The sequence below is a fragment of the Mesorhizobium sp. M5C.F.Cr.IN.023.01.1.1 genome, from assembly GCF_003997585.1.
Lineage (GTDB): Bacteria > Pseudomonadota > Alphaproteobacteria > Rhizobiales > Rhizobiaceae > Mesorhizobium > Mesorhizobium wenxiniae.
In genome coordinates, this window is the sequence record NZ_RZSU01000015.1 from 72,456 (window position 1) to 89,506 (window position 17,051).

General features: G+C 60.2%; 13 protein-coding genes and 1 tRNA gene. 4 read left to right on the forward strand and 10 right to left on the reverse strand.

The features are described 5' to 3' along the window. Positions 1-6: 6 nt before the first annotated feature. The 4 genes from EOA78_RS08990 to EOA78_RS09005 all read right to left on the reverse strand — a co-directional run bounded on the left by EOA78_RS08990 (position 7) and on the right by EOA78_RS09005 (position 2,873). Positions 7-243, reverse strand: coding sequence for a Trm112 family protein (locus tag EOA78_RS08990; RefSeq protein WP_095520024.1), 237 nt, complete (start codon positions 241-243; stop codon positions 7-9). Between the two features lie 197 nt (positions 244-440). After that, positions 441-1,112, reverse strand: a complete 672-nt coding sequence (locus EOA78_RS08995; RefSeq protein ID WP_029349515.1) for an LON peptidase substrate-binding domain-containing protein — start codon at positions 1,110-1,112, stop codon at positions 441-443. Positions 1,113-1,281: 169 nt separating this feature from the next. Next, positions 1,282-2,280: a thioredoxin gene (trxA, locus tag EOA78_RS09000; protein WP_127314845.1), complete on the reverse strand. Its 999-nt coding sequence runs from the start codon at positions 2,278-2,280 to the stop codon at positions 1,282-1,284. Between the two features lie 95 nt (positions 2,281-2,375). Further along, positions 2,376-2,873 (reverse strand): prolyl-tRNA synthetase associated domain-containing protein, encoded by a 498-nt coding sequence (locus EOA78_RS09005; protein WP_127314846.1) that lies wholly within the window; start codon positions 2,871-2,873, stop codon positions 2,376-2,378. An 8-nt stretch (positions 2,874-2,881) separates the two neighbouring features. Here EOA78_RS09005 and EOA78_RS09010 point away from each other — a divergent pair, with 8 nt between their 5' ends. Beyond that, the gene (locus tag EOA78_RS09010) at positions 2,882-3,079 is read left to right on the forward strand and encodes a hypothetical protein (protein WP_127314847.1); all 198 of its coding nucleotides are present in this window, start codon (positions 2,882-2,884) and stop codon (positions 3,077-3,079) included. Positions 3,080-3,108: 29 nt separating this feature from the next. Further along, positions 3,109-3,183, forward strand: a tRNA-Gly gene (locus EOA78_RS09015). Positions 3,184-3,478: 295 nt separating this feature from the next. Here the strand turns inward: EOA78_RS09015 and EOA78_RS09020 are convergent. Genes EOA78_RS09020 through EOA78_RS09035 form a run of 4 tightly spaced genes read right to left on the reverse strand, consistent with a single transcriptional unit; the run spans position 3,479 to position 8,391 of the window. Continuing rightward, on the reverse strand, positions 3,479-4,549 hold the full coding sequence (locus tag EOA78_RS09020) for an adenylate/guanylate cyclase domain-containing protein (protein ID WP_127314849.1): 1,071 nt from the start codon (positions 4,547-4,549) through the stop codon (positions 3,479-3,481). A gap of 3 nt (positions 4,550-4,552) precedes the next feature. Next, positions 4,553-5,044, reverse strand: a complete 492-nt coding sequence (locus tag EOA78_RS09025) for a Rab family GTPase (RefSeq protein WP_245477437.1) — start codon at positions 5,042-5,044, stop codon at positions 4,553-4,555. A 16-nt stretch (positions 5,045-5,060) separates the two neighbouring features. Beyond that, a complete protein-coding gene (locus tag EOA78_RS09030; protein WP_127314851.1) occupies positions 5,061-7,718 on the reverse strand; it encodes an OmpA family protein in 2,658 nt (885 codons plus the stop codon). Positions 7,719-7,725: 7 nt separating this feature from the next. After that, entirely contained in the window at positions 7,726-8,391 is a 666-nt protein-coding gene (locus EOA78_RS09035) for a hypothetical protein (RefSeq protein WP_095520020.1), read from the reverse strand. Between the two features lie 872 nt (positions 8,392-9,263). Here EOA78_RS09035 and EOA78_RS09045 point away from each other — a divergent pair. Continuing rightward, a complete protein-coding gene (locus EOA78_RS09045; protein WP_127314853.1) occupies positions 9,264-12,236 on the forward strand; it encodes a trifunctional glycosyltransferase/class I SAM-dependent methyltransferase/polysaccharide deacetylase in 2,973 nt (990 codons plus the stop codon). Positions 12,237-12,384: 148 nt separating this feature from the next. On the opposite strand, the gene EOA78_RS09050 is transcribed toward EOA78_RS09045, so the two are convergent. Then, positions 12,385-13,065, reverse strand: coding sequence for a redoxin domain-containing protein (locus EOA78_RS09050; protein WP_127314857.1), 681 nt, complete (start codon positions 13,063-13,065; stop codon positions 12,385-12,387). A gap of 19 nt (positions 13,066-13,084) precedes the next feature. Continuing rightward, a complete protein-coding gene (locus EOA78_RS09055) occupies positions 13,085-16,384 on the reverse strand; it encodes an adenylate/guanylate cyclase domain-containing protein (protein WP_127314854.1) in 3,300 nt (1,099 codons plus the stop codon). A gap of 208 nt (positions 16,385-16,592) precedes the next feature. On the opposite strand from EOA78_RS09055, the gene EOA78_RS09060 reads away from it, so the two are divergent. Then, positions 16,593-17,051, forward strand: a 459-nt coding sequence (locus EOA78_RS09060) for an adenylate/guanylate cyclase domain-containing protein (protein ID WP_164783683.1), incomplete at its 3' end; no start/stop codon positions are given.

The following is a 17,051-nucleotide window of genomic DNA, read 5'->3' on the forward strand; positions in this document are numbered from 1 at the left end:
CACCGTTCAGGACGGTCCGCCCAGGCGCGGCGGCAATCCGTCCTCGAAGGGGAGCGAGCGCGCCTCCGAAGGCAGCATGATCGGGATGCCGTCACGCACCGGATAGGCAAGCCGTGCGACCCTCGAGATGAGCTCGCCTCGCTCCGGATCCCAGGTAAGCGGGCCCTTGGTCAGCGGGCAGGCCAGCAATTCCAGCAGTTTGGGGTCGACATTGGCCTTCTTTCCATCACGCCCGTCCACCATTCGGTCTGTCCTTCTCTGGGGTCACATTAGGTTTCGCGCGGCTCTCCCTTCTCCCCTTGTGGGAAAAGGTGTCGCCGAAGGGCGACGGATGAGGGGTGTGCCAGCTTGGCACCAACGGCGCTCCGTCCAGCACCCCTCAACCGTCTTGGCGCTGCGCGCCAATCTTCCTTCTCCCACAAGGGGAGAAGGAAGAGCCCCTATTGCAGGCTCGACCCGAAATCCTCGTTTTCGCGTGCCAGCGCCATTTCGGTGATGGCGATCAGCGTTTCGGCGCGTGTCTTCAGGTCCGCCGCTTCGAGCAGCGCCTGTTTCTCGGCCGGCCCGTAGGGAGCCATCATCGACAGCGCATTGACCAGCATGGCATTTTCGGCGCGGCTGACGCTTTCCCAGTCGGCTTCAAGATCGTTGGCCTGCAAATAGGCGCGAAATGCCTTGAGCAGCGCCGGCCGGTCGATCTCGGCCTCTGCCTGATCTTCGTCGAGATCGGTGAGAAAGGGCGCAAACCGGCACTGGCGGAAGGGCGTCTTGACCGCGAGCTCCTGCACGATGCGGAACCGGCACACACCTTGCAGCGAAATCAGGTAGCGGCCATCGCCGCTCTCGGACAGTGCGATGATACGTCCGGCGCAGCCGACATTGCAGAGTTCCGGCTCGCCATCGCCACGCCGCGCACCATCGAGGCTGGGCTGTATGACGCCGATCAGCCGCGATCCGGCGATCGCCTCATCCACCATCTCGAGATAGCGCGGCTCAAAAATGTTGAGCGGCATGCGGCCGCCCGGTAACAGCAATGCGCCTTCAAGCGGGAAGATCGGCACCGTCGACGGCAAATCCGTATCGAGCCGGTAATGCGCGTTTCCCGCCTGCACTTCAAACCTCCGCTCGCTTCCCTCAAGAAGCGCATCAAGCCCGCCCGCCCATCCATCGCAACCTGACGCGTAATCGTCACGAAGCGAAGAACGGATCGGTCAGGCCTCCTAATCTGGCGCAGCCGTCGTCGACCGCAAGGCCATCAGGCAAAAACAGCTTGATGCGCGCTCAGGAAAACAGCAGCGACGACAATTTGCGCCGCGCCGCCAGCGTTGCCTCGTCGGTCATGCCCCATGCCTCGAAGAACTGCAGCAACTGCGTCTTGGCGCCGTCGTCGTTCCACGAGCGATCGGCCTTGACGATCGCCAGCAGATTGTCGGCCGCGGCCATGCGCTCGCCGTTGGCGTTCTGGATCATCGCAAGATCGAAACGTGCCTGGTGGTCCCCGGGGTTCTCAGCCAGGCGCCGCTGGAGTTCGGCCGGATTGCCAAGTGCTGCTGCCTGCGCGGCAAGCGCCATCTTGGCGCGTACGGCGGCGAGTGGCGGCGCATCCTTCTTGGCTTCCGGCGCCCGCGCCAGCACCGCTTCGGCGCCCTCGCCATCGCCGGCCTCGAACAGCAGATCGCCAAGCCCGGCAATCGCCTCGATCGTGTCCGGCGCCTGTTCCAGGACGGCGTCGTAGATGTCCGCCGCGGTCTGTACATCGCCGGCGGCGCGCGCCTCCGCGGCCGCGGCAAGCGCCTCGGCCACCTGCGGCGCACCATTATTCTTGCCGCCGACCTTCTGGATGAACGCGGCGATCTGGCTCTCGGGGATGGCGCCCATGAAGCCGTCGACCGGCTGGCCATCCCTAAAGGCGATGACTGCCGGTATCGACTGAATGCCGAGCTGGCCGGCGATCGAAGGATGGTCGTCGATGTTCATCTTGACCAGCTTGACCTTGCCGCCGGCGGCCGTGACCGCCTTTTCCAGCAGCGGCGTCAGTTGCTTGCAGGGCCCGCACCATGGCGCCCAGAAATCGACCAGCACCGGCTGGCGGCGCGATTCCTGGATGACGTCGGCGGCAAATGTGGCGGTCGTCGTGTCCTTGATGACGTCGACGGCGACAGGCGGCTCGCCAAGCGCGACTTTCGCGGGAGTGGCCTCAGTGCCGCCATACTGCCCTGTGGTGGCATACTGTCCGCCATTGCTGCCAAATGGGCCGCCAAATTGATTGTTGTCGCTCATCTCGTCGCCCTTTCGGTCGCGCCGCCGGCCAACCGGCCCGGTGCAACGTCGTTAATTCTCACTCAGAAATCGGTTTATCGTCACCCATGTGGCGATCATCCCGTGACTTTCAAGATAACAGCATCATGCCCGGTTGCCTCGACGAATTTGACGAGGTCGGCGGCGGCGATTGATGTCGTTGCCTCATTGGTCAGCGGATGGGCATTGATGACGGCATGGCGCATCAACTCCTGGTCGAGAACGACCTTGACCCGCCGCGCCGTATCGTTGATCACGCCGAAAACCGTCACCGCGCCCGGTACGACGCCGAGAAGCTCCATCAGCATCTCCGGCTTGCCGAAGGAAACGCGCCCGGCGGCGCCGATGACATGATGGATCTGCTTGAGATCGACCACCGCCTCCTCGTCGACGCTGACCAGGAAGAAATTGTCCTTCTTGTCCTTGAGGAACAGGTTCTTGGTGTGCCCGCCGATAATTTCTCCACGCAGCGCCTGGGAATCGGCGACAGTGAACAGCGGCGGATGGCGCAGCGTCGAGACCTCGATTCCAAGATCGGCGAGAAAGGCGAAAAGCTCGGCTTCGGTTTTCGGCATGTTGTTTCTTGTGGGACTTTCTTGTTGTCGCGGTTTGGATCATGCCGTTTACGGCCAATGACGCGGCCGAGACAAGACCGTTGCGCGGCGACGCGCTGATTCCGCGCACGATCGGCGCTACGGAAGGCTTGTTTATTACGTGGCCGGGTGTGGCCAAAAAACCTGCGATTTCCCTGTTGCAATCGCTGCGCCCTTCAGCCATATAGGCGCGGCTTGCGGTCCAAAAGCCGCGCGAGCGGGTGTAGCTCAGGGGTAGAGCACAACCTTGCCAAGGTTGGGGTCGAGCGTTCGAATCGCTTCACCCGCTCCAGTTTCCTCTCGGAAATCAAGCGATTAAGAGGCGCCTTTCGGGGCGCCTTTTGCTTACAGGGCGTTGCAGCGGCGCGCGTCTCCCAGTCTCGCTCGCGATAGCGTTTGCGCTGGGCCGTGCGCAACGGGTTCTTCTCGCCATCGGCGGCGCCGGTGGCGGCCACCAACCTCCAACTCCACACAACCTATGTGGACGCGACCCCGCTCGGTGGTCGACTGCACCTCTGCGGACATTCGAAACCATGATGTTGCTTGAGTTGCAATGCGCTCCAGCGTCGGCACTGCCAACCGGCAAATCAGGCCGGGAGCCGCCACATTCGCACACGACCCGTACCACGCAATTCCGTTTCCTCGAGTGGGTCGCAAGGAAAATTTGGTCCGAGCAGTTTGCGAGTTGCATCCGAAATACGGATTTCATCGGGCTCCGCTGACGTTTGAATACGTGCGGCGAGATTAACGGTCTCGCCCCACAGATCATAGGCAAACCGCCTCTTGCCTATGACGCCCGCGACGATTGGTCCTGAGTGAATTCCAATTCTGAGTCTTATCGGTTCTCCTGCGAAGCGTTCGTGCTCAACCGCCTTCCGCAGTTCAAGTGCATAGTGCGCAAGGGCTTCTGCATGATCGGATCGCGCGGCGGGCAGGCCAGCGACCACCATCACACAATCGCCGATTGTCTTGATCTTTTCGCAGCCGTATTGTTCCGAGAGCAGATCCGCCGCCTTGAAGAAGTAATTTAAAATAGCGAGCGTTGTCTCGGCTCCGACGCTCCGCGCTCTTTCCGTAAAGCCGACGATGTCGGCAAAAAGCACACTCACGTCAGCATGGTTGTCTGCAATTTGTTCGTCCGCTTTTAACCGCTCCGCGATCGACGCCGGAAGAATGTTGAGGAGTAGGCTTTCGGCGCGCTGGTATTCACGCGACAATCCCTCTTGGCTCTGCCTCAACGCCTCGTTCGTCAATTGTAATTTTTCGTTGAGTTGACGCTCCCTCTCTTGCAGGAGTGTCATTTCATAAGCCTTCTGTTGAAGCCGCTGCCTGTTGTCGCGTTCGGCAGTGGCGTCAAGAAAGAGCAGCCACACGCTGGCATTGTCAGCAAAAAGATGAAGGTCCGCGACACGCCCGCTGGGCAGTTCGACCATGGCCATATGATATGGCAGCTCCGGACAAGGCAGCAAACCTTCCATGAATTCAAGCTGCTCGGCAACAGGCTCGCCAATGCGAAGTGATGAGAGTCCGTAGTGTTCAACACTACCGCCCATCGCTGCGATGCAAAGTTGGGCGTCAATTTTCAGATATGCGACAGAGTGCTCGTGGTAGAAGAAATCGTAAATCCAGCTTCTGACTTCTCGTGGCAATCCATGCATGGTCTATTTGGCAACCATCGAAGCAAGCTGACGAAACGCATCATCAACACATTCACCCGAAAGCGCACTTGTTAGATAGATTTGCCATCCAAGTTGCCTCAGTTCGTTAATCTCACTATCCGATATTGCCCAGCGATCGGCCAGATCGGATTTGTTGAACAGCAATACGAAAGGCATAGGGCCGAATTCGGCCTCGGCCCGCTCGCGCAGCGTGAGCGCCACGGCAAGAGTAGCGGCGCGGGTTCCATCGACGACAAGCACGAGCCCGCTCGCACCTCGCACATAGCTGACGCGGAATGAGCCGATATCGTCTTCGCCGGCCAAATCCCACAAAATCAGATCCACGGTTTTATCGGGCAATACAACACTCTTCTTGTCGATTTTCACTCCCACCGTGGTCAAGTAGGTTTCTGAAAAGATGCTTTGCACAAACCTGCGAACCAGACTTGTCTTTCCGACAGCGAACCCGCCCAACATGCAGATCTTCTTTTGCAATATCCTGGGCTCCGCCCTAGTGGAAATTTACCGTAACCGAAACTCTGCGATTGGCGGAGCTCCCGGTTCGGCTATCTTCAGCCTCCGCTGGCTCAAAGGTGCCCGCGCCGCGGACCAAGAGCAATTCCGGATCGACGCCGCGCTTCTTGAGAAGCGCACGAACTGTCTCCGCGCGGGCGGCGCTGATCGACACCTTGGCCGTTTCACGGCCCGTCGCGTCCGAATGGCCGGTCAACATGAACTGGGCTGTTACACCTGCCTCGCGGGCATCCTTGGCCAATTCCTTCAACTGATTCGCCAATTTGTCGAGAACCGGCAATTGCTCTGGTCCCGGTACAGCCTTGCCAGAATCGAAGAAAATGTCGACCGCTTGAATAGCGTCCCTCAAATGCGTGAGTTCCTGAGGGGTCGACTCACGCAGCTCGGAGATATCTAGAGAGAGTCCGTCCGCGGACAGCTGTTGGGAGGCGACCCGCGCCCGGTTTATCCAGGCGGCAGGAGCCTCACCCACGGCAACGATGCGATCCTGGATGGTCATAAGCCGAACCGATTTCGGCGGAGCAAGCGACGCCACCAGCCGCTTCAGCACGAACTTCGGATCGAGGCTCTGATAGAATTGCCACTGCGAATGAACGCGAGCCGGATCAACCCCTGTTCCGGACAGCAGAGCCTGCGGGTCGGCGGCCTGCGGGTCTCTCAGGCCGGAAATATAGAAGTGTCCACCCCTCGCCCTTTGTTGGGCGACGATGATCCCCGGTTGAGCCTCAAGTCGCGACACATAAGTCTGCCAGTGCTCCGCCTCGCGTGCTTCGGGGCTCACATCACGAACCTTGGAGATGTCGAATACCGGTCCGCCTGCCGAAAGCTGTCGGGCCGCTGCGCGCGCCCGATCTATCCAGGTGTCGGGAGCCTCACCCTCGGCAACGATGCGATCCTCGACGATCGAAAGCCGAACCGATTTCGGTGGAGTCAGCGACGCGGTTAGCCGCTTCAGCACGAACTTCGGATCAAGGCTCTGATAGAATTGCCACTGCGAATGAACGCGGGCAGGATCAATCTGCGTTCCGGACAGCAAAGCCTGCGGGTCAGCGGCAAGCGGGTCTCTCAGGCCGGCAATATAGAATTGGCCATCGCGCATCTTTTGTTCGGCAACGATGATGCCCGGCTGGGTCTCCAGTCGCGACACATAGGCCTGCCAGCGCTCCGCCGCGCGTGCTTCGGGGCTCACATCACGAACCTTGGAGATGTCGAATACCGGTCCGCCTGCCGAAAGCTGTCGGGCCGCTGCGCGTGCGCGATCTATCCAGGTGTCGGGAGCCTCACCCTCGGCAACGATGCGATCATTGACGATCGAAAGTCGTACTGAATCCGGCGGAGCCAGCGACGCCGTAAGCCGCTTCAACACGAACTCCGGCTCAAGGCTCTGATAGAATTGCCACTGCGAATGAACGCGGGCGGGATCGACCTGCGTTCCGGACAGCAAAGCCTGCGGGTCGGCGGCAAGCGGATCTCTCAGGCCGGCAATATAGAATTGGCCATCGCGCACCTTTTGTTCGGCAACGATGATGCCCGGCTGGGTACTCAGCCGCGACACATAGGCCTGCCAGCGTTGCCCGGATTGCCAGGAAAGAAGGAACCAACCGCCTGCCGGAATCAAAACCAGCAGGACTGCAGCCACCACCAGCCAAGGAAATCCCTGGTTAGAGTCCTCCTGCTTTAGTTCAACGCAGGTCTGCAACAGCGTCTCTACGCCGACCAACTGCGAACTGTCGCCGCCAAACTGCTCTAAAGCCTGTGGGCCTTCATCATGGATGCGAAGCAACACATCGCGAAATATTTCATGTAATTCCTCTGGCGGATTTCCCCGGATCACCGCAACCAAGGTCGCAAACGGTCCAACTTCCGACCAGAGACGAAGCTCCCCAAAACGGATAGTGTCCAGGCCGCTCTGTTCTTTCTCGTTAAATGAGTCTTTCACAAAATCTTGAATTGCACTAAGCATCGAAGAAATGAGTTGAGGATCTTCGCTCGTTGCATTTTCGGCAGTTACATGCGCTATCAAAAGCCCGGAATTGCGGTTAATCAGAAAGACATGCTCTACACGATAGACAAGCGAATGCTTAAGAACAACTTCTGAGAAGCTTGCGCCCGTTCTCCAAGCTTCAAATCTCCACTTGAGCCCATGCCAGGTAAATATATGTCTTAAAGTTTCATTCAGCGACTGAAAGGTCTGATCGATCTTTTCCCCGATCGACTTGCGAATTGCCGGCAGAAACACCGGGTATAGTATATCCGTAAGCGTACGCGGGCTCTTCTGGATGGACCGTTGCACGGCCCTCTCGACAGCTGGCGCAAGTGCCTCGCCGAGTTGCGCATGAGGCGCACGTGCGGCTGCACTGGGGAGAACACCCCCCACTGCAGACGCAAGCTGCTCAGGTTCGTCGAGCAGGTGCGTAACTCGTGAAAGCTCCGAAATTTCGCGGCCGACCAGCAACTGGCGCAGCGTTTCCATGCGAGGATCGGCGGTGGGAACTCCGTCGAGACGCGCACGATAGTCCGGATCAACGTTCCGGGCAATTTCGACCAAAAGATTAGCCAGAGCCTCGCGATCAATCTCTGTATCGTTCGAAGCTGCTCTTTGAGGAAGGCTGATTGGGTCGACGGTCGACGTCAAGTTCCGATCAACTCACTTTCCAGCTACGTTCCGAGTTGCTCTTGCTGCCGACGGGATCCTGATTTAGACATTTTGCAACCTCAACAAACAGGCCGGCCAAAAGATTTCGGTCGGTCTTGACGTTGCTGAGATCGGAAAACATCTTTTCCATTAGCATCTGCATGCTTTCATTCTTTTGCTTGATTTCCTCACGCAGCAATTGATCGCTTCGATTTATCCGGTCCGCGACTTCGCGCTCAAGCTCGCTCAATTGATCCGACAACGCGCGCACCTGCTTTTCAAGCGCCTGATTTTGCTCACGAAGATTCCGGTCAATCTCCTTGTCGGCCTCGGCTCGTGCATCTTTTTCGTTCCGCAATTGCGCCGCGAGCGATTCGACCTGCTTCTTTGCATTTGACTCGTACATTTCAAGATTGCGCTTGGCCTCGGATTCTACATCCTTGAAGCGCTGCAAGAACCGTTCTTCAAGCTTGGAAAAACGGCGGTCATAGTCCTGCATCTGGTTGCCGAACAGCAGATCACGTATCTTGTCGACACCTACAGCGTCGCCGGAGACCCCGCTCTCGCGAGCCTGGACCCCCATGAAGGCCAGCCCGTTTCCGTCTGCATTACTTATCAGATTTTCGTCCGCTTTATTTGCTGAAGAAGCGGTATTCGAAGATTCCTTAGCCATCCTTATGCCCCTTCATTTGAACACCTGCCACAGTGCAAAACTCAAAAACACCCAAGCATGTCAGCAAAATACCCGGCTCGCAAGCCGGAATCTTCTTGACGTAAGCCAATTCGTGCGTCCCTTTTACATCTCTTCGACTAGCAGCAATGCACGAGTTCCGATTGGTGTCGCTCTCGCATCTCTTTGTGATAGCAGCCACAACCGGCTAATCTAATCGACCATTGGACGCAATCTACTATCGAGATGAGTAATACAATGTTCCGGCTATAGCTACTGGAGCGCAATTAAGTAGCGCGGACCCATTAGAAGTATCTAAATTAGCTGGTCTGGCGGCGCACATACTGTCTCGCACCCGGCTATATACTGCGACGATCCGCTTCCGATGCGGGCCCAACGGTAGAAGGGAGGTCCTCTTTCGCACGGAGAATGGCTGTTCGAGAATGCCCCTCGGAATCGGGGCGTTTCGGTCGACAGGAGGGGAGCAATTGTCCCAATAACGGCAGTCATTCACACCATAGCTTCAGTGGGCTTGCATTTACGGCGCCCCCGATTGCAAAAGACATCTGTCTGCCGTAGCTGTTCACTCATACGGTGCCAGGGACCATAGCTTGTGGTCATGGAGCCGACTCCGGGGATCGACATGAGTATGCGGCATGCTTGGCTTTGACGTGCATCTGCGACAGCTGGCGCCCAAGCTCGGCGGCACGGATGCGAATGCTGCGCCAGGCTTCCAGCATCGGTAGCGCGACAGGAAGAGTTCGCAGGAGACTGTTTGGACGCAGCGTCCCTTAGGACCGTTCCCTTTGGCAGGAATCGCCGGCTATGTTTCGGGACTCTTGTTCTACCTTCGAACCAGGCACGGGTAAGACGGCGTGGTGCATAATCCCTTGGTTTCAATCGTGGTTCCTGCGCACAACGCTGAGGTAACGCTGGCGCGCGCACTCGATTGCCTTGTCGATCAGGAAATAATGGACTGGGAGGCGATCGTCGTCGACGACGCCTCCACGGACGCCACCGCCGCGATTGTCGCCGGTTATGTGGAGCGCGATGCCCGGTTTCGGACGTTGAGCTCTTGCGCGCATAGCGCCGCCGGCGCGCGCAATAGCGGGATCTCGACAGCGCGCGGCCGCTGGCTCATGTTCCTGGATGCGGACGATTGGGTGGACGCCAGCTTCCTTGCGAAAATGCTGGCCGCACTTGAAGCCGCGCCCGATGCGGTCGCCGCCTATTGCGGTTCCCGGCGCGTGATGCCCGATGGCGAACTCACCCCGTCGAGCATCCCGACGGAGGTTGCGATCCAGCCCTTCGAGACATTCGCCCGCCGGTGTGCCATTTGCAGTCACGCGCTGCTCGTCGAGCGGAAGACAATTGTCGAGTTGGGCGGCTTCGATGTTTCGCTGCGCACCTGCGAGGACTGGGATGTGTGGCAGCGCCTCGCACGTCTAGGCAAATGTTGGGTGATGGTCGACGAGCCGCTCGCTTTTTATCGGACCAGCCCCAACTCGCTCACCCGCAATTCGACGCAGATGCTGGTAGATGCGGAAATCGTGATCGCCCGCGGCTTTTCTCCTGATCCCAGGGTCAAACACCCAGCATCGGCTCACGCCAATGGAGCGATCGAGGCTAACGGCCGCACCGCTTCCGAAGCACTCGCGTGGTTCGCATTGTGGAACGCCGCGTCGGATTGCGGCTGCGGCTCGCGATCGATCGACCCGCAGTCCCTGCGCGCGCTCCCGGCAGGACGTAAGTGGGCGCGTGACATCGCCAAGGTGGCCCTCGATGGCCTTATGGTAGGAAGCCTATCGGTGCCAGCGCAATTGGCTGCCAGATGGGACAGGTTCGGCGGCTCCCTCACCGAGTTGATCACCGAACTCGGCAAGGTCTGGGACGATCCCGTCGCGGGTCGCCGCGTTCAGTATCAGCTTGAGGAAATGCTTCTCGACTTCGACGATCTTGCCGCGCCGCGCAGACTGGCGCGGACACTCGGAATTCGCGTCGACGCTCGAGATCCGGCCTCGATCGAATTGCCGGAAGGAATCGATCAAATTTATGCCTATCTGGTGATGGATGGCCAGATCGAAGCTGTCGTGCTGTTCGGCGTACTCGGGAAAGTGACAAGGCGCCATTGGATTGAATTGATCCGGAATTTCGTGCCCCCTGAGCGGCTTATACACAGTGCCGCTCGACCTGCGAGGCGATCGCCTGTACATGCCCCGCAAAAGGACGCCGGTGCCGACAAGTCAAACATGTTTGCAGCCGAGGCATTGTTGTCCATCGGGGGACGCCGGTCTGATCGGAACACTCACTTCGGCAAACTCGCGCGGTTGGCCGCGGAAGCGCGGGGGCTGGTTCGGTCGAGCGCCGAAGCTACAGAGCCGCTTGCAGCGCCACGCCGTGCATCGGCCGCGGATGGGCACGACAATGATCGCACGTCGTTCTGGAATCGCCGTTTCGCGATCGAGGATCCCTGGAACTACGGTTCGTCTTATGAGCAGGAAAAATATGAGCGGCAGCTCGATATTCTGCCTGCCGGTCCGATCGAACGGGCGCTTGAGCTGGCCTGCGCGGAGGGGCACTTCACGCGGCAGCTGGCGCCGCGAGTGGGCCATTTGACCGCAACCGACATCTCCGCCGTAGCCATCGGGCGAGCGCGCGCGCGATGCAGCGATCAGCCGAATGTTGAGTTCGGCGTACTGGATTTCTGCGCGAACACGCTGCCGGGTGAGATGGACCTGATTGTCTGTTCGGAAGTGCTCTACTACCTCGATGATCTCGCCGAGTTGCGGCGCATCGCCAAAAAAATCGTTGAGGCATTGGCGCCTGGCGGCAGTTTCATCAGCGCACACGCATTCGTGTTACGTGACAATGTTGAAAGGACCGGCTTCGACTGGAACACATTCGGTGCACAAGCGATCTCAGAGACGCTGGCAGGGACCGAAGGCCTCGTCCTCGATAAATCGATCCAGACCGAGCTCTATCGCATAGACCGCTTCCGCCGCCTGTCACCGGACGACGTGGCGACGGAACCGATGATTGATCAAGTGCCAATCCGCGCGCGCCTTGAAATCGGGGTCGCGCGAAATATCGTCTGGGGCGGGGCGCGGGCCTTGCGCCGCGACGTTGCGCGTAGCGAGCGGCGACAGCGTATCCCTGTCCTCATGTATCACAGCGTCTCCGATGAAGGTCCGGCCGCGCTCGCCCGTTTTCGGCTCACGCCCGCCGCATTCCACAACCAGATGGCATGGCTACGCGCCAATGGCTTTCACGCGATTAGGTCCGAGCAGCTGGAATGGTTCATCGCCAACCGTCAACCTTTCGTTGGCCGCCCAGTGCTCATCACCTTCGACGACGGCTTCCAGAACTTTGCCGACCATGCCTGGCCGATCTTGCGCGCGAACGACCTGACCGCGGAAGTGTTCCTGGTGACGGACCTGGTGGGTGAAAGTGCACTGTGGGACGCCGACAGCGGTCCGCCAACGCAGCTTATGGACGCCGGGACGGTGCGACGCCTCGCCGGCGAAGGTGCGTTCTTCGGAAGCCATCTGGCGACGCATCGCGCGATCGATGGTCTGTCGAGCTCTGACTTGGCCGCCGAGCTCCTGCGCTCTCGTATGTTCATCGAACGGTGGACCGGTCGGCCAACCACGGCGTTCGCTGCACCCTTCTCTGTCACCGACCGACGGCTTGGCCGGCTGGCCAAGGAGTGCGGCTATCGGATCGGCTTCGGCGGCAGACATGGGCCGGCGGGCCTCGATTGCGATCCCATCGACCTTCCGCGCATCGAGATTCGCGGGGATCGCTCGCTCGATGACTTTGTTGCCCGTGTCGAGGCCGTGCTCGAATGAACGGTGAAGCCGGGTGCGTGGCTGCCACGAGCGTGCGGGTCATTGCCAGAACCGTACATTCTGGCTCGCCGAGGTCAACGTCCAGATTTGTAACAAATTTGGTTCCGCTTTTTGTTCAGCGTCCCGCCCGTTTACCTCGTTCGCAAGTCTATTGGGCGACTTGGGACACGGCTGACATCAGCTCCTGCGGGTTTGGCCCCCTAAACATGTATCGCCCACCCTCTGGAACCTCCGTGAAGCTCCAGCGGACGATCCCCTGCCGGTCCAGTAGGAATTGACCGATCAGTTGTCCGAGTCCCGTTGCCATCATCTGCTCGTCGGCTTCGGTCAGTTCGTAATGGTCCCTTTTGTCGAGGATTTCGCCGGCCGCAATAGGATCCATTGGACCGGGCAACTCGCTTGGGATATCGACCCGCATATCCTTCACCGCTGCCATCGAGACCTTGTACGGCCAGTTCGTCTCGTTTTGGGTGAATTCGAGATTGGGCAGTCCAAAAGCACGATGTGAAGCGCGTTCAGGGTCGGAGGCCGCAAGCAGATTCGGCATCGGGTGGTAGCGGAAATAGAGACGCGCCCGCTCGATCGGCGTGTTGACCACCGTCAGGCTCCCCACGCCCTTTTCGCGCAGCTCCGGATCAAGCCGCGCCTGGGCGGCGATATGGCGCCGGCAAAACGCACAATGCAGACCTCGAAACAAGCCGACCAGCACCGGTTTTTGTCCGCGAAAGTCGTCAAGCGCGATCTTGCCTTCCTGGGTAATGGCGTCGAGTACCACGTTCGGCGCACGGTCGCCCGGTTGAAGCGGTACCAAGTCACTAGGCGCGGACATTTCCAACCTCCAACCCCGGCTAGTCGAGAAAAGGCAGCACCACAAGCGCTTCCGGGTCGAGCCCGTGCTGGGCGCATATATCCTGCGCCAGGGAAAAGTAGCGTTCGGCCTCGTCCAGATTGTCGAGGTCGAGATTAAGCGTTGCAAGACCATCATAGCACGGAAACAGCAGTTGGGGTTCGCCCGTTTCTAGGGCTACGTCCAGTGCTTCGTTAAACAAGCCAACCGCCAGTTCCGGACGGCCGTTGCACTGGTGGATCTGCCCAAGCACGATCAACGGCACCGGCAGGTGCTCGCGCTGGTCGAGTGCCCGGTCGATCTCGATGGCCTTCTCGGCAGCAGGCACGCCCTCCGTTGGACAGCGATCCGTGAAAGTACAACAAGCGACCGCCAGATTGGCGAGGAGGCGCGCCTGGAAGCCTAAATCACCAATATGGCGCGCCACTTCAAGACCGCGCCGACAGACCTCCATCGCCTGTGCCGGATCGATGGTCGTGTAAAGCACGCCGAGATTGGTGTAGCCGCGGCAGGCCGCACCCAGTAGGCCGGCGGCTTCGGCCAATTCAATGCTGTGCTCAACCTGACGCACGGCTTCACGGTTTCGCCCAAGGCGAGCCAACGCAACAGCCTTGGTATTAAGTGCCTCGGCGGTCACAAGAGTGGCATCACACCCCGCCTCGGAGACATCCTCCGTTGTAAGAGTGCCTACGCAATCCAGCGCCGCGTCTGCCCATTTTGCCGCGAGAGCGTGATCTCCGTTACGGAACGCCTGTCGGCCACGTTCTTGCCAGAGATGCGCCTGCTCGACTGGGGCATCCGCTCCATCGAGGAGCGCTGCCGCTTCAGCATAGCGGGTTTCTGCGCTGTCCCGCTTGCCGACGTCCCAGAGCAGCCGACCGATCTTACGCAAAACTCGCGCCGATGCGACACGATTGGCCGACTCGCGGTATGCCTGCAACACCGTCTCGTAGTGGTGGTGCGCGATCTCGCGGCGGCCTACCGGGCCACTCAAATCGGCAATGCGCTCTGCAATTGCCAGTTTGAGCGGTGTTTGCCCGGTCGCGCCCAACGCAGCCAGTGCTCGCTCGTAGAAGCGAAGGGCGTCGTCGTTGGCGTATATCATGCGAGCACGATCGCCCGCCGCCTGCAGGTAATGCGCGCCCCTCTCCCGCTCGGCGCTCTGTGCGAAATGATGACCGAGTACGGTCAAGTCCTCGAGCCGTTCCGGCTTACCGCCGCACAGTTGCTCCAAGGCAGCACCGACCCGCCCGTGGATGTCGGTCCGGCGTTGCAGGAGCATATTCTGGTAGATCACGTCCTGCAGCAATGTTTGCGTAAAGCGGTAGCTTTGCGACGAGACCGAGCCTGATCCGGCAACTTCCTCGATGATTTCCGCATCGCAAAGCAGTTCGCAGCCGGCTTCTAGCCGGTCGGGGTCGGCTGTCACGGCTTTCAGAAGTGTGGCATCAAAGCGCGGGCCGATTACCGCGGCTTCCTGGGCCAGCCGGCGCACCTCTTGGGGCAGCCGGTCGACGCGGGCAAGCAACATTGCCTGGATAGTGGCGGGAATGCCGGTTGCGACTTCGCCTGCCACAGTCCGCCATCGCTGGCCCTCGCGCATCAGCACACCGCGATCGATAAGGCCGCGAACGATTTCTTCTACAAAAAGGGGGTTGCCGCCCGCGCGCTCGAGGATCTGGTCGAGAAGCCCTCCTGCGGAGTTTACCCAGCTCTCGCCGAAAAGCGCCGCCAGCAGGCTGCGTCCGTCATCATTGTTGAGCGGCGAAAGCCTGAGCGCTGTGTGACTGACCCGGCTTGAGTCGAGCTGGCCGTTGTCCGGCGCCGGACGATGCGTGACCAGCAACATCAACCGCGTGCGTTCCAACCTGTCCATCACGAAACGTAGTGCCTCGAGCGACACGGCGTCGGCCCAGTGCAGGTCTTCGACGACAATCAACAGCGGCGACAGCGCAAGCCGCCGTTCGACGATTGTGCGGACTGCGTAGAGAATTTGCCGCCGCAGCTGCTCGGGCTCGACATGCTGCAAGGTGGCATCAGGGTCGCCAAGGCCGAGCACATGGTAAAGCAAAGGCATCAGCCGCTTCGCCGCCTCGCCCTCCAGGCCGAGATCGGCAAGCAAGCCTGCGAGCTTCCCCCGCACTTCGTCCCCACTGTCGTTTTGCATCATCCCGGCAGCGCTGCGCACCACTGCGCCCAAGGCGCCAAATGATTGTTCGCCCAGCGGTGAGCACGTGGCCAGCCGCACGGCGACCTTGCGAAAACGATCCTCGTCGCCGACGCGGGCGACGAACTCCTTCACCAGCCGCGATTTCCCGATACCGGCTTCTCCGACGAGGCGGACAAGTTGGGCCGAGCCGCTGCACGCCTGGTCAAGGCTCGCCATCATTCTATTGAGCTCCGCACCACGACCTACTATCGGCGCACTGAGGCCGAGCGCCTCAAGCCCACGCGCTGCACGCGGCCTCGCGAGCGGTGCATCCAGTCGATGGACGAGCACACTGCCAGCCTTGCCGCGAAACACGACATCACCCAGCGATTCGTACGAGAAGGCATGCCGGGTCAGCCTGTGAGTGAGCTTGCCTACCAGCACCTCACCCGGTGCGGCCAGCGATTGCAGGCGTTGCGCCGTATTCACTGTGTCGCCGGTCACCGAATAGGATTTGGCGGTGCCGATGCCCAATCCGCCAGTAACGACCGGACCAGTGTTTATGCCGATGTGGAGTAACAGAGGCGAGCCGGAGTGGGGGGTGCTTTCGCCGAGCCGGGCCGTCCGGGCGATCATGTCGAGAGCGGCGCGAAGCGCACGTTCCGGATCGTCCTCATGCGCGACCGGCGCACCGAACAAAGCGAGCAGTGCATCGCCGATGAATTTGTCGACGAAACCACCAAAGTTTCGCACGGCCGCCGTCAATTCCTTGAACAGTTGGTTCTGCAGCGCTTGCATGACCTCGGGGTCGAGCTGCTCGCTGAGCGTCGTGAAGCCGCAAAGGTCTGCGAACAGGACGGTTACCGTCCGTCGATCGGCGTCGGAGACGGGATGCAGCCCATCTTCGCTTTCGATGTTCGGAAGCAGCGACGGAGTTCGAGAAGGCGGCACAGGGGTCCGGCTTGGCGTCGGAACAGTCCGTTCGACGGCTTTTGCGGGCGCACCGACGCTTGCTCCACATTTAGGACAGAACTCGAAATCAGGTGCGCAGGGGTAGCCGCAACTGGCGCATGGCACGGGCTGGCGCCTGCCACACCTCGGACAGAAGGCGTAACCGCCCTCAACTTCGAAACCGCAGCCCGAGCAGTCCATCGAACAAGACCTCACTAGAGGCCGTGACGCCGTGATCTCGCCACGCACTTCACGGCCAGGCTATTATCAAGGATGCACCGATAGCCGCCGACCGGCAAGCGGCAGCGCAAATGGGCATCTAGCGATCCGTGTAGGTCTGGCCGTCGTTTGCGAAAGTTCCCTCTTACCCTCCGTCTTCCTGCTATTGTGGAGATGAGGACACGGACCCATGAGCGAGAATCGTAAGCTAGTCGCAATCCTGGCTGCAGATGTGGTCGGATACAGCCGGCTCGCGAGCGCGGACGAAGATCGTACTTTGGCGAGGTTGCGGGCACTGCGCAGCGACCTGATCGATCCGACCATCGCAGTGCACCACGGGCGGGTGATCAAACGCACCGGGGATGGGGCGCTGGTTGAGTTCCGCAGTGTGGTGGATGCCGTGCGCTGCGCCGTTGAGGTTCAGAATGGTATGGTTGAGCGCAATGCCGGCGTGCCGCAGGACCGCCGCATCGAGTTCAGGATCGGCATCCATCTGGGGGATGTGGTCGAAGAAAGCGACGGCGACCTGATGGGCGACGGCGTCAACATCGCATCGCGTTTGGAGGGCGTCGCGGCGCCCGGCGCCATCTGCCTGTCCGAGGATGCCTATCGCCAGGTCAAGGCGAGGCTCGACCTCTCGGTCAGCGAT

Bases quoted from the DNA above. Each gene is read 5' to 3' on its own strand.
- EOA78_RS08990 (WP_095520024.1), bottom strand. From the start codon at position 243: ATGGTGGACGGGCGTGATGGAAAGAAGGCCAATGTCGACCCCAAACTG.
- trxA (WP_127314845.1), bottom strand. From the start codon at position 2,280: ATGAGCGACAACAATCAATTTGGCGGCCCATTTGGCAGCAATGGCGGA.
- EOA78_RS09005 (WP_127314846.1), bottom strand. From the start codon at position 2,873: ATGCCGAAAACCGAAGCCGAGCTTTTCGCCTTTCTCGCCGATCTTGGA.
- EOA78_RS09020 (WP_127314849.1), bottom strand. From the start codon at position 4,549: ATGCATGGATTGCCACGAGAAGTCAGAAGCTGGATTTACGATTTCTTC.
- EOA78_RS09035 (WP_095520020.1), bottom strand. From the start codon at position 8,391: ATGGCTAAGGAATCTTCGAATACCGCTTCTTCAGCAAATAAAGCGGAC.
- EOA78_RS09050 (WP_127314857.1), bottom strand. From the start codon at position 13,065: ATGTCCGCGCCTAGTGACTTGGTACCGCTTCAACCGGGCGACCGTGCG.
- EOA78_RS09055 (WP_127314854.1), bottom strand. From the start codon at position 16,384: ATGGACTGCTCGGGCTGCGGTTTCGAAGTTGAGGGCGGTTACGCCTTC.